This is a genomic window from Calyptranema fuscum S582 (genome assembly GCF_055793305.1).
In genome coordinates this window covers 126632-138896 of record NZ_JBSLYH010000007.1, presented here as the reverse complement: position 1 = coordinate 138896, position 12265 = coordinate 126632, and the positions used below count along the sequence as shown (strand labels likewise).

Sequence of the window (12265 nt, the reverse complement as noted above, 5' to 3'; positions counted from 1 at the left end):
GACATCAATACGGCAATCCTGAGCCAAGCTGGATCAGAGTTTTACAAGAAAGCGGTTACAAGTCTTGAGTTAACTCAAAACTGATAGCTGCAAGCTTAAAGCTCGTCCCAGAAGGTGCAGAGACTCGACGGGAGCTACCCTAACGTAAAGCCGAGGGTAAAGAGAGAGTCCAATTCTCAAAACCTCTAGAACTTGTTTCTAGGCGGTAGCAGCGAAAGTTGCGAGAGGATGAAAATCCGTTGACCCGAAAAGGTCGTGAGGGTTCAAGTCCCTCTGCCCCCATAGTTGTAAACGCATACCAAACGGATCATTTTTGAGCGAGCGATCGCACCCACACCCAGCCCAAAAAGCTGCCGATGGCATAGACTGGAAAATCACTCCAGGTGAAGCTATTGCCTAACACAAGTCGCCCCGGTAACGTGGCACGGGCAGCTTCAAGCAAAGGCGATCGCCAAAGTTGGAGAAATTCGATACCGCAGGTTGCCAAAAAAACACCAACCGCAATCCATAAAGGCGATGATTTTGGCAAAAGTAGTACAAACAATAAAACCCAAAAAATTTCGTAGGCAATGCTACCTAAGGCATCATTGAGCCATTCGGGTTCAGGTGCTAAAAATCTGACCCAATAGCCGATCGGAACCATGGCTATTAGGCTAAGTAATAATACGGACTTGGATATTCGTTTTTGACCCATACACGGCAGGTAAATTGGGCAGTGGATTGCTCAGAAAGGGACAAAAAGTTTTCCACAGAATCCAAAGTTTTCCACAGCAAACGACAGTTTTTCACAGAAAACGTGGACTTTTCCACAGAAATCTCAAAAAACTGTTAAGGAATGTAACTTATTTTTCGCGGTCTGCAACCCTTGTTGAGGCGATCGCTATGCGTATCAATTAGGCTGGCGCAAATTGACGAGAAACTTCTGCGAAAGAGGTTTAAATAGTATCTTTCGCAGAAGCAAGGTTTAAATTGAGTCAACAGAATTGCAGATCAGATTCTAACGCTACTCGGCTGATTTGGGATCATCACAACCAGCATTATTCCCATTCAATTGTTCCGGGCGGCTTAGACGTGATATCGTAAACAACCCGATTCACACCCCGAACTTCATTCACAATCCGATTTGAAATAGTTTCTAAAAGATCGTAAGGCGCGCGCGACCAGTCAGCCGTCATCCCATCTTCGCTAGAAACGAACCTGAGAACAATAGGGTAAGCGTAGGTTCGTTGGTCGCCCATTACACCTACACTACGGATCGGCAGAAGCACCGCAAAGGCTTGCCAAAAATCGTGATACATTCCCTGACGGTTAATTTCTTGCCGCACAATATAATCGGCATCTCGCAAAATATCCAGTTTGTCTTCCGTGACCTCGCCCAGGATGCGAATGGCTAAACCTGGACCCGGAAATGGATGGCGATTGACGATCTCTTCGGGCAAACCGATAGAGCGCCCGACTTTGCGGACTTCGTCTTTAAACAATTTGCGGAGTGGCTCTACGAGCTTAAAGCAAAGGTCTTTAGGTAAGCCGCCGACATTGTGATGACTTTTGATTTTAACGGCAACCCGTTCTCCCGTCTTGGGATCAACATTGGTGTCTGCCGATTCGATCACATCTGGGTAAAGCGTTCCCTGTGCCAGGTAATCAAAGGGACCCAGTCGTTTCGATTCTTCCTCAAAAACACGGATAAACTCATGCCCGATCCGTTTTCGTTTTTCTTCGGGATCAGTCAGTCCTTCGATTTGGGTGAGGAAGCGTTCGCGGGCATTGACGTATTGCACTGGGATGTGGAACTGTTCTTCAAACAGTTTGATCAGACGCTCTGGCTCATATTTGCGCATGAAGCCCTGATCGATAAAGACGCAGGTGAGCTGATCGCCAATCGCGCGATGCATTAAAAACGCCAGCGTGGACGAATCAACCCCTCCAGAAAGCGCTAACAAAACTCGTTTGTCGCCAACTTTGGCGCGCACTTCACGGATCGATTCTTCGACAAATGCGTCTGTTGTCCAGGTGGGAGCGCAGTTGCAAATGTGATAAACAAAATTGCGGATCAGGGCTAAGCCGCCGATGGAATGCACCACTTCTGGATGAAACTGCACCCCATATAACTTGCGTTGATGGTGGGCGATCGCCGCGCAGGGGGTATTTTCGGTGTGAGCTAACGATTCAAAGCCATCGGGCAGGCGTGTGACGGAGTCGCCATGGCTCATCCACATGGTGGTGCCATTCTCTACATTGGTGAGCAGATCGGTAGGATCGTCAATTTGTAGCGAGGCTTTGCCATACTCGGCTCTTTCTGCCTGAACGACTTCACCCCCAAGTTGTTGCACCATCAACTGCATGCCATAGCAAACGCCCAAAATAGGAATGCCTAGATCCCAAATGTCGAGTTCGCAGTGAGGGGCACCGGGAGCATAGACTGAGCTAGGACCTCCCGAGAGAATAATGCCTTGAGGGTTCAGTTGGCGGAGTTGTTCTGCCGTGGTGCGGTAAGACAACACTTCTGAATAAACCTGGGTCTCTCGAATGCGACGGGCGATCAGCTCAGAGTACTGAGACCCGAAGTCAAGAATTACAATCATCTGGCGGTCGAGCCGAGTGGTTGTCGGCTGCTGAGGGGGAGTATCAATTTGCTGTAGAGTCACCGAGCAAGTCCTGATGCAATCGTAGTGAGTTAACAAGTGAGTAAATAGCGTTAAGTACCTGTCTGCATAACAGGAATGTGAGTTGTGCCCTTGCGCAGACGGTTGCCGACTGCGCCCTGCTTGAGAGAGGTGGGTCTAACGCTATAGAACTTCGAAGAGAATTACCGCTTTAAACTTTAAACGGACTAGCTTTGAAGACCCGACTTTGAAAGGAGATATAAATAAACTTCGAAGACATTATGGATCGAGGATTGAATAAAACTCAATGCTTGGTTAAGAGCGGTGGCAAAGCCGTTGCTCTCTTGGGATCGTGGATTGAACAAACCCGGAGATTTATTTTTGTCAGCGCGGCGTCGCCGCGCTGACAAAAATAAATCTCCGGATTTTATTGAATTTGGGATCCTTAACAAAGCATTGCAGCTTGATTAATCTGTGATCCTATACAAACTGGGCAGCTTTATTTTAGATATTCCAATTAGCTTAACAAACCTTGAGAGAGTAATGTCGCTCCTGTTTTACTTTGCACAATGATTTGTCGATGGCGATCGAACAGAACCGTTCCCACCGTAGCGTGGCGACCGCTGTGATCTTGGATGTAAGCCTGAGTTCGATCATCAATTTTTTGAGCGATCGCCCCATAGACACGTTCGACCCACTGAGTCCCGTGATCTACATCCAGTTGCCGTAAATGCATCAAACCTGCTTCTACCGTAGAACAAGCAAATAGGGGTTGAATATCGCCATGAGGCAACCCTAATTGGGCGCAGTGGGCGACAAAAATTTCCTGCCGTGCATCGGCTATCTGATGATGAGTGTGAAAAATGCCGCCAGCCAGTTTGATCAATTTGCCATGATAGCCAAACAGTAAAACTGACTCGATCCCTTGCAGGCTCGCTTCGACCAGTAACGGACCCAACCAATTTGCTGTTTTAAGAATGCGATCGCCCGGAATGCCCAACTGCTGCGCCAGAGATATGCCATTTTCGCCAACACAAAACACAACGGAGCGATATTGCTCAGCCTTTTGCTGCACTGCCTCACGAAATAGTTCCAGTTGACCCGGAGCGCTCAACGGCTGCGAAATTCCTGTGGTGCCCAGCAACGATAAGCCTTCTACGACACCAAACGCCGCATTAGAGGTGCGGTCTGCCAATGCTCGCCCTTCCGGCAACATAATCGTTATCCGTAAATTTTGTCCCGGTTTCAGCCAGCGTTCCAAATTGTCTTGAAATAAGCGCCTGGCATACTGCGAGATCGACGGTTGGTAATGGTCATGAACCTGACGCCCCCAGCCTTCCCCGGCTCGGAGCCAGACCAACGATGTCGGATAGCGAATCAAGATCTGCGAATGATCAGTGGGGACTGGCGATCGCCCCTCTCCCTCATCCTCCTCATTTCCCGTTCGGCTACGCTCACGGCAACGCCCCTCTCCCTCATCTCCCCCACCTTCCTTACCTCCCCCACCCTCCTCATCTCCCTCCTCTCTCGCTAACACCTCCACCATCGCCCAAATCGGTGTATGACGGGTCAGATCGAGATTGTCACCCGGATCACTGCGAGTAATGGCTAATGCCGCTGTCTCGCTGAGCCGAGCAACCTGCTCAATGGGAATTGCAACCGTTTGCGCAGGTTCCAACAGATCGAGATTAACTGTGGTAAGCGATCGCGCTGGTTCATTCAAGTGTTGTAAAGCTGCGATCGCGGCGGCACAGGCAAATACAGGTAAGGTATAGCCCGAACGGGGATGAGATGCTGGATTTGGAATCGATTCAGTCAAGGTCACTCTCAATTGGTGATAAGGAACACAGGGCTGGGGTGATGAGTCCCATAACTTTTATTTCAATTTTCCTAGATTCTAGAAGAATCAGATGTTGTTGCCCCCATCTGCGAGTTCCTGATTATCGTTGCCCCGAAGAGGTTCCTATGAGTTCCACCTTCTTGCCCTTAGACATCGCCCCCGTGGCTGCTTCTACCTGCTCTTCTGTAAGTGATCTGGTTCTGCAACCTCAAGAGAATTTAGATCCGACGCAATGGCTGATGTTTGAGCAAGTTCTCATCGATGCGCTGCACCGGGTTGAGGGGGCTGTAATTGTGGATTTGATCTGGCTTACAGGGCTAGATGTGAACGGCATGACCGTCTTAAGGAAGGGTATAAAACTGGCAGCGCAGTTGAGCAAACGCCTGCTGTTGAAAGGGGTGACGGCTGAGGTATATGCTGAGTTCGATCGAGAATGGCAAAACCAGCGATCGCTCGTTTTAGGAGAGTGGGTTACAGAGTGCCAACCTGAATTTGGGCAGTTTTTGGTCAAAGGGGGTCAAACGCGGACAGCACCCCAGATCAAATCGACCCTGCTCAAACCCAAACCATTTGAAAAGTCCAGTCCATTGCGATCGCCAACCCCGATTCAGAGCCACTTCTATACCGAACCCGGCTGGCACGCTCACCAACACGCCAGTTAAAGATAGTGGATGAAAATCAACCCTAAGGATCGTGGATTAAATCAGATCGAATATTGAATCGTTTGGAGGGGCGAACGGCCGTTCGCCCGTACAACAAATCATCGGAGTTATTTAATTCCCATTCCTAAGGTTTTTGGGGAGCGCGACGGCAAAGCCGTCGCGCTCCCCAAAAACCTTAGGGGTATTGCTCTGGAGCAACCCAGCCGATCTAGTGCGTCTGACTCTACGATCCTCAGTCCTTCCTCAGCGTTTGCTCATACAAGCCAATTCGGATTGCTATAGACTAAAGCTAATCACTTTACAGTCTGTCATCATTAAAATTGCAATCTTGTGAATCAAGTCGATTACCTTCGCATTAGCCTGGTTGACCGCTGCAATTTTCAGTGCCAGTACTGTATGCCAGAAGGCTCAGATCTGGACTATGTGCGGCAGCAAGATGTCTTGAGCTTTGATGAGTTGTTAACCCTGTTGCGGGAGGTGTTTATTCCCTCAGGGTTTACTCGGTTTCGGTTAACGGGTGGAGAGCCGTTGTTGCGCCCGCGATTGGTGGAATTGGTGCAGGCAATCGCCTCATTGCCTGAAACTCAAGATCTGTCGATGACGACCAATGGGTTTTTGTTAGCGGGCATGGCGCAGGATCTGTACGATGCTGGGTTGAGACGAATTAACATTAGCCTCGATTCTTTAGAACCTGAAACCTTTGACCGGATTATTGGGAATCGTGGGCGATCGCGGTGGCAGCAAGTGTGGCAAGGCATCCAGGTTGCCCATGCCGTTGGCTTTGATCCGCTAAAGTTGAATGTAGTGATCATTCCAGGCATTAATGATCATGAAATTCTTAACCTGGCGGCATTGAGCATTGACCGTACCTGGCATGTACGGTTTATTGAATTTATGCCAATTGGGAATGCCGGATTGTTTCAGGACACAGGCTGGGTGGCATCGGCAGACTTGCGACACCAAATCCGCGATCGCTGGGGCTTGACTGATGCTCAGGTGCAGGGAAATGGTCCTGCGGATGTGTTTAAGATTCCCGGAGCCAAAGGTACGTTGGGATTTATCAGCCAGATGTCAGAATGCTTTTGCGATCGCTGTAATCGGATGCGTCTTTCGGCGGATGGCTGGCTACGACCCTGCCTGCTGAATGAAATTGGGCAACTGGATCTAAAACAAGCGCTCCGATCGGGCGTGCCATTAGAGATCATTCGAGACAAAGTGCAATATTTGCTGGGACTTAAACCCGAAATCAACTACAAACAGCGAGACTCTGGTACAGAAGGCACCTATAGCCGCACCATGTCTCAGATTGGGGGCTAAGCATTGCAAAACGGAAGAAGTGTGGGAATCGCGGCAACGCCGCGATTCCCAATAACTAAGAGCTGTTCTACGATTCGCTATGACTTACTATCGTGGGATGAATTTGACCGTGAAACCGAGGGTTTCACGGTCAAATTCATCTCCAAAATCAGCAATACCTACGCTTCAGACGTCGAGGCTAAGACGGGTGTCGAATTGGGCAGTAGTCGTCCGATACTCTGTTTTACCAGCGTTTGCAAGAAAGCAGTGCGCTGATTTTCCTGGAAAACGGCTTTGAGTTTTTGGGTGAGTCGTTCCACCGAGAAATCTGAACTGGCAGTAGGGTCAAGGATTTGACTGCGGTCTTCAAAATGTTCCACCAGGCTTAACCCTGCAATCCGGGTCAGGTAAGCCGCACTAACGCCCTGCAATAACCCGCCAGCAACGTAGGTGGCAGCATGGCTCTTGAGTAACGGAGCGATCGCCTGACTGCTCATTTCTACTAAGCCCAACTTCACCATTTGACCTGCTAACGTGCCTGCCACCTTTTTCGCCTGATCTAAGGAGAAGGACTGCTGATAGAGGGTGCCCAGATCGATGATGAGTTGGGTATTAATGGCAGCTGTGGCGATCAGATCGAGGCTGGCAACAGGATTGGCAAAGGCAGCAGCAGCGGCAATCCATTGCGATTGTTCGATCACGGGTAGGGCGCGATCGCGTCTGAGGCGATTGAGCTGAGCCAACACGTCTGTTTTAAGTGCCTGTGCCTGCCGTTGCACGGTATTCAAAATCAACTGTTGCCCTTCGGCTTTGAGAATGGCACTTACCCGATCAGTCAGGGCTGTGATATCGGGTTTGGGGTGCTCAATGCGCTCTTGTAACGAACCATCTGTTTGATATTGCCGCACAATCACAGGTGCAGGTTGAGTAGCGATCGCCACAACATCGTCGGTCGCCAGAAAAGCTTGGGTGCGATCGCGCAACTGCTGCAAGATCACCATGCGATCAGCCGGTAAATATTGATCTTGCTTATTAAAGACCAGCAAGACGCGCTGTTGTTGCTTCAGACAGTCTTGAATTTTTTGGAACTCCGAGTCCATCAAATCGCCGGTGGTGACGAACACCACTACATCGGAATGCGTGGTATCGGCGTCTGAGGATTGGGTCGTGTCCGAGGATGTCAGCGTTTCAGAATTTGGCGTTTGTCCGGTCAGATATGCCAAAAGTAAGCGCGATAGGGTCGTCTTACCGACGGTCTTGCCACCTAAAACGGAGAGGCTAATCTGTTTGCGATCGAGTTCGTGTGTTAAATCGGCTAACCGACTTTGCAAGCTGGGAATTTTCAGCAGAACATCCGCTGAGGCTGGCTGGGCTTCAGTTTCAGCAGTGAGTTGGCTGATGAGCGTTTCGATCGCCGTTAAAGATTGAGTGACGCTTGCCCGGTCGGCTGGGATGGGTTGACCGGGTTGCAGATCGAGCGGTTGGCGCGATCGCTGCCACCACCAAACTCCAGAACTGAGGGCGATCGCGCCCCATGCCAGGGTGCTACTCCAATCGCCGCCTCTGAGGTGCAAACTTTCTAACAGCCAGCCCCCAGCCGTCAGCCCTAATCCAGCCATCAAAATCGGTCGCTTCACGCTGAATGCCATGACAATCTCTTCGCCTCTTATCCTCGATCCCCAAGACTCAGGGTCGTGAATTTAATTAAAACCTGGCTCTTTTTGAGAGAGCGACAGCGAAGCTGTCGCTCTCTCAAAAAGAATGGTCGCTTAATTCATCTGTGATCCCTAGCTTCCATTTTAATCAGATTGAACAGTCGTATGGCTTTAATTTGCCAGGTTAAACCGCTGGAGTTGGGTTTCTATAATTTGGGGCAATGTTTTTCGCAGTTCGGTTTTAGTGCGAAATTGCAGGCGGTTGCGATTGGGAATATCGAACGGAAATTGCCCATTCAGGTCTGATCGTTCCATTTGTGCCAGCAGGATTTGTTCAGAGCGTTTACATTCCAGGGCATAGCCCACTTCAACGCAGACTCTGGGGCTGGGAATCAGCTGGGGTGGTGTCCCGTCAATCTGCAAAATGGGAGTGCTATCCGCGATAAACAGCAGGCTTTTGCGAATCTTGCGCATGAGACCGCTACTCAGTCGGGTCGGTCCTTCCGTGAGGCGATGAGACTCTTCCAGGATCAGGGGAAGCCGCGATCGCTTATTGAATTTTTCTAAAAACTCCTGGATTTCTTCTCGCAGCAGATCGCTCGACTGAGAATATTCCGTCTGATAGCACAGGAAAATCGAGGGTTCTAAATGCGCCATCACATCTTGTTTGGCGAAGTAGATTTCGTGGCTAATCAGGTCGATATTGGCGATCGCATAGCCACCGCTGCCTTCGATGTAAAACTCAACCGTTTCGCCAGACAAATAGCGCTGAAACCAGTCGGATGACTTGACGACATCGCTGTCATCCAAAAAATCGGCTCTTAATGCTGATTTGAGCAGACTATTTTTACTGAGGCGGAGGTCATGGGGACGCTTCTCTAAATCTCGAATTGGCTCGTATTCTGGGAGATACCAGGCTTTTAGCGCGATAATTGCCATTCTACGCCTTCCACTTCCGCCACTATAGAGGATTCTCTTGATAGTATAGATTATAGAACAAATGAACTATTTTGTCCGAAATCAATAAATTAGGAAAGCCCCCGTCCTCAGGACGGGGGCTTTCCTAATTTAGTAATGCTCTCGACGGGTGTAACGGGTCGAAAATGAGCGACGCTCAATCTCAAAAATTGGTTTAAACGATAACAGCACCCAACTTTCGTACTAACTGGGGGATCTCCTCTCATTTCACTTACCATACAGAGTTGCTTTCAGTTAAATACTGATTAAAAAACCAGTCTAACTACTCACATTGCTCTCTATTTGCTAGTCGAGGAAATATCAGTATTCCGCATGGGTGCTGTTAGGATCGTGCGAGACAGATTCAAAATAAGCAGTGTTTTTACCTCGTTTACTAAAGGACATGTACTTGGCTGAATCTGCCAGGGAAGCTTTGTAGCTTCTATTAGTAGAATAGCACTCTCAACGGAGTAGGCAAGATGATGATACCAAAGTTTACTTTCTCTGAAGTCAATACTCCTGTGTCCTCTAAACATAGACTTCTAAGGCTTGCAGAGAGATGATTTCGGACTTAAGTCTTGATCGGTGGGATCACGGACATAAGCTAAAATTTTCAGTTAAGCTCATCTGTTTTAGTCAGAGATACTATTTTTTGAATTCTCATATGGAACAAATTTTTGGGTGCTCAAAGCCTTATAAACTGAAATTGAAATAATGGTAATTTGATCAAAAAATCAGTGAGTTGTGATTGTTGAATAGATCTAATAAAGGTTTTAAATTTAATTTGATTTTGACGCATTTAGGACGGTGAAATTCATTATCCTGTGTTAGTTTCCTAATTCCATTAAGTGGTTCAATTATCCATGAGGGTAACCCCCCAATCCCTCTAGAAAATCTCAGGGCAGTGCTAATTTTGCTGATGCTACTAAAGACGGTTTTCTAGATGAATAGGTAGTGCTTTGGGTTGTGGTATGCATGTAATGATTGTTTGTGGCGCGGGCGTCGCCCGCGCCACAAACAATCATTACTTTTTTAGGACTACTGTGCTTTGAAACGGCGATGCAGGGGGCGGTGCAAACCATGACGACCCCTTTGAAAGACAACCAGAAGGATGTGTAGAGGAACTCTTCAGGGGCTCTCGCCAATCTGATGTCCCATTCGATAGATCTCCGTGTTTTACCAGGGTGCTAGGGTAGGGTAAATCTGGCATGTAATCCCCGGTCTGAGTCTTGCCGAAGTTCTGATCGAACGAAAGGGGAGAGAAAGTTGCGATACGATGAAGGAAATCTTTTGGGGTGAGTGAGTGGCTTACCCTGGCTGTGGCACACGGAGTTCTGAAATGGGATTATTTGACCGAATCGGACGGGTGATTCGCGCCAACCTTGGGAGTTTGATCAGTCAAGCGGAAGATCCGGAAAAAATTCTGGAACAAACTGTGCTGGATATGCAAGACGACTTGATTAAGTTGCGTCAGGCAGTAGCGCAGGCGATCGCCACCCAAAAGCGTACCGAGCGGCAATGTTCCCAGGCGCAGGCTACATCGCAAGAGTGGTATCAACGGGCGCAGCTAGCGTTGCAAAAGGGCGATGAAAATCTGGCGCGAGAGGCGTTAAATCGCCGCAAATCTTATCAAGAGACCGCAGATGCCTTAAAAACACAGTTGGCTCAGCAAAGCGGCATTGTGTCTCAGATGAAACAAAATATGGTGAAGCTAGAGCAAAAGCTGGCAGAGGCAAAAACCAAGAAGGATATGTATATTGCCCGTGCCCGTTCTGCTAAGGCGTCCCAGCAAATTCAAGAGATGATGGGGCGAGTCGGAAATAGTGGAGCTATGGCAGCGTTTGAGCGCATGGAAGAAAAAGTATTGCAGCTCGAAGCGGAGTCAGAGGCGATCGCTGAACTGTCTAACAACACGCTAGAACAACGATTTGTAGCGTTGGAAAGTAATAGTGATGTGGATGCAGAACTGGAAGCGATGAAAGCCCAATTGCTGGGGGGTAGCTCTGCGGCTAGCTTACCGTCTAGCACCTCTGCGGCAACGGCTAATTCAACCGCTGATGCCGATCTAGAAAAACTGCGATCGCAGCTTGAAGATGGTTAGTTTAATGAATGGATGGCAGCCGTACGGCTGCCATCCATTCACCCAATTCAGGTTAAATCCAACCGAGTTAATAGCTGATCGACATCAAAGTGTTGCTTCATCAAGTTGCACATGCATTGAACTTTAATCGGTTCATGTAAGCGAACCTGACCAAAGGTGCGATCAATAATTTCAACAGTCGTCAGCGTATCGTAATCGACCGAGAGAATAGGAATTTCTAAATCTTCTGCCCGACTGAGAATGGTGGGGGATGGCGGAATTTGTCCGGTCAAAATTAGGCAGTGGGTTGAGGTTTCCAGGGCTGCCAGTTGAATATCGGTGCGATCGCCCCCTGTCACCACCGCCATATTGTGCGCTTTACGGAAAAATTTTAAGGCTGAATTCACGTTCATTGCCCCAATTTTGAGGCTTTCCACCATTAAATCCAAACGGTCAGAACGGCACAGCACTTCTGCATTAAGTTGATGCACCAATTCACGCACACTCACACTTCGCAACACATTATTGCTGGGCAATAGACCCAATACCTGAATACCCTGTTTTCCTAAAAAGGTCTTGATGTGCGTACTGACTAACTCAATTGACTCTGTGGGAATGTCATTAATCACAACTCCCAAAAGGCGATCGCCCAATTGCTCTTGTGCCGTCAGCAACGCATCGACGACTAAACCTGAGTGAAATCGGGTCACCAAAATCACATCTGCGTCAATCAACTGTGCCATTTGCACCAGAGACATGCCAAACAGCCGTCCCTCATCCAACGTGCCCGATCCTTCCACTAACGTCAGATCGACATCTTGTTTGTGGAGATATTGCTGAAGTTGCTCATGATAGTTAATCTGATCTTCTCCAGCAATTCGCTTGTTAATGGTGGTTTCATCCAATGACACCAGCGTTGGCAACAGCTTGGCATCTTCTAGATCCAGGGTTTGGGCAATAAACCGCACATCTTCGTCAATCGAGTCACTCTGGGATTCACTCAGACAGGTGCCGATGGGTTTGCCGTACGCCAGTTCTAACCCTTTTTCTTGCAGCAAGTGTACCAGACCCAAAATCACAGCTGATTTGCCGCTGTAAGCTTCAGTCGAACCAATCACTAACAATTTCGTGGACTTATTCGTGGACTTTGTCGGCACGCCCTCACTCCT

10 protein-coding genes are annotated in these 12265 nt (G+C 48.6%); 4 read left to right on the top strand and 6 right to left on the bottom strand.

Going from position 1 to position 12265, the window contains the following annotated elements:
• Nucleotides 1–307: 307 nt before the first annotated feature.
• On the bottom strand, nucleotides 308–643 hold the full coding sequence (locus tag ACR6Z4_RS07180; RefSeq protein WP_479716556.1) for a ribosomal maturation YjgA family protein: 336 nt from the start codon (nucleotides 641–643) through the stop codon (nucleotides 308–310).
• Nucleotides 644–1037: 394 nt separating this feature from the next.
• Nucleotides 1038–2585, bottom strand: coding sequence for a glutamine-hydrolyzing GMP synthase (guaA, locus tag ACR6Z4_RS07175; RefSeq protein ID WP_479716611.1), 1548 nt, complete (start codon nucleotides 2583–2585; stop codon nucleotides 1038–1040).
• 345 nt (nucleotides 2586–2930) lie between these two features.
• Between guaA and ACR6Z4_RS07170 the strand changes: the two genes are divergently transcribed.
• Nucleotides 2931–3077, top strand: coding sequence for a hypothetical protein (locus tag ACR6Z4_RS07170; RefSeq protein WP_479716555.1), 147 nt, complete (start codon nucleotides 2931–2933; stop codon nucleotides 3075–3077).
• 46 nt (nucleotides 3078–3123) lie between these two features.
• On the opposite strand, the gene cbiD is transcribed toward ACR6Z4_RS07170, so the two are convergent.
• Nucleotides 3124–4425, bottom strand: coding sequence for a cobalt-precorrin-5B (C(1))-methyltransferase CbiD (gene cbiD / locus ACR6Z4_RS07165; RefSeq protein ID WP_479716554.1), 1302 nt, complete (start codon nucleotides 4423–4425; stop codon nucleotides 3124–3126).
• Between the two features lie 146 nt (nucleotides 4426–4571).
• On the opposite strand from cbiD, the gene ACR6Z4_RS07160 reads away from it, so the two are divergent.
• Nucleotides 4572–5108: a hypothetical protein gene (locus ACR6Z4_RS07160; RefSeq protein WP_479716553.1), complete on the top strand. Its 537-nt coding sequence runs from the start codon at nucleotides 4572–4574 to the stop codon at nucleotides 5106–5108.
• Between the two features lie 330 nt (nucleotides 5109–5438).
• The gene (gene moaA, locus ACR6Z4_RS07155; protein WP_479716552.1) at nucleotides 5439–6425 is read left to right on the top strand and encodes a GTP 3',8-cyclase MoaA; all 987 of its coding nucleotides are present in this window, start codon (nucleotides 5439–5441) and stop codon (nucleotides 6423–6425) included.
• Between the two features lie 158 nt (nucleotides 6426–6583).
• On the opposite strand, the gene ACR6Z4_RS07150 is transcribed toward moaA, so the two are convergent.
• Entirely contained in the window at nucleotides 6584–8053 is a 1470-nt protein-coding gene (locus tag ACR6Z4_RS07150) for a YcjF family protein (RefSeq protein WP_479716551.1), read from the bottom strand.
• A gap of 177 nt (nucleotides 8054–8230) precedes the next feature.
• Complete coding sequence (locus ACR6Z4_RS07145) at nucleotides 8231–8998, bottom strand: hypothetical protein (protein ID WP_479716550.1); 768 nt, start codon at nucleotides 8996–8998, stop codon at nucleotides 8231–8233.
• Between the two features lie 1357 nt (nucleotides 8999–10355).
• Here ACR6Z4_RS07145 and ACR6Z4_RS07140 point away from each other — a divergent pair.
• Nucleotides 10356–11117: a PspA/IM30 family protein gene (locus ACR6Z4_RS07140; protein WP_479716549.1), complete on the top strand. Its 762-nt coding sequence runs from the start codon at nucleotides 10356–10358 to the stop codon at nucleotides 11115–11117.
• A gap of 47 nt (nucleotides 11118–11164) precedes the next feature.
• Here ACR6Z4_RS07140 and ACR6Z4_RS07135 read toward each other — a convergent pair whose 3' ends face one another.
• Entirely contained in the window at nucleotides 11165–12253 is a 1089-nt protein-coding gene (locus tag ACR6Z4_RS07135) for a phosphotransacetylase family protein (protein WP_479716548.1), read from the bottom strand.
• Nucleotides 12254–12265: the final 12 nt, after the last annotated feature.

Excerpts from the sequence above, each read along its gene's own strand:
- ACR6Z4_RS07180 (WP_479716556.1), bottom strand. The coding sequence starts at position 643 with ATGGTTCCGATCGGCTATTGGGTCAGATTTTTAGCACCTGAACCCGAA.
- guaA (WP_479716611.1), bottom strand. The coding sequence starts at position 2,585 with ATGATTGTAATTCTTGACTTCGGGTCTCAGTACTCTGAGCTGATCGCC.
- ACR6Z4_RS07160 (WP_479716553.1), top strand. The coding sequence starts at position 4,572 with ATGAGTTCCACCTTCTTGCCCTTAGACATCGCCCCCGTGGCTGCTTCT.
- ACR6Z4_RS07150 (WP_479716551.1), bottom strand. The coding sequence starts at position 8,053 with ATGGCATTCAGCGTGAAGCGACCGATTTTGATGGCTGGATTAGGGCTG.
- ACR6Z4_RS07145 (WP_479716550.1), bottom strand. The coding sequence starts at position 8,998 with ATGGCAATTATCGCGCTAAAAGCCTGGTATCTCCCAGAATACGAGCCA.
- ACR6Z4_RS07140 (WP_479716549.1), top strand. The coding sequence starts at position 10,356 with ATGGGATTATTTGACCGAATCGGACGGGTGATTCGCGCCAACCTTGGG.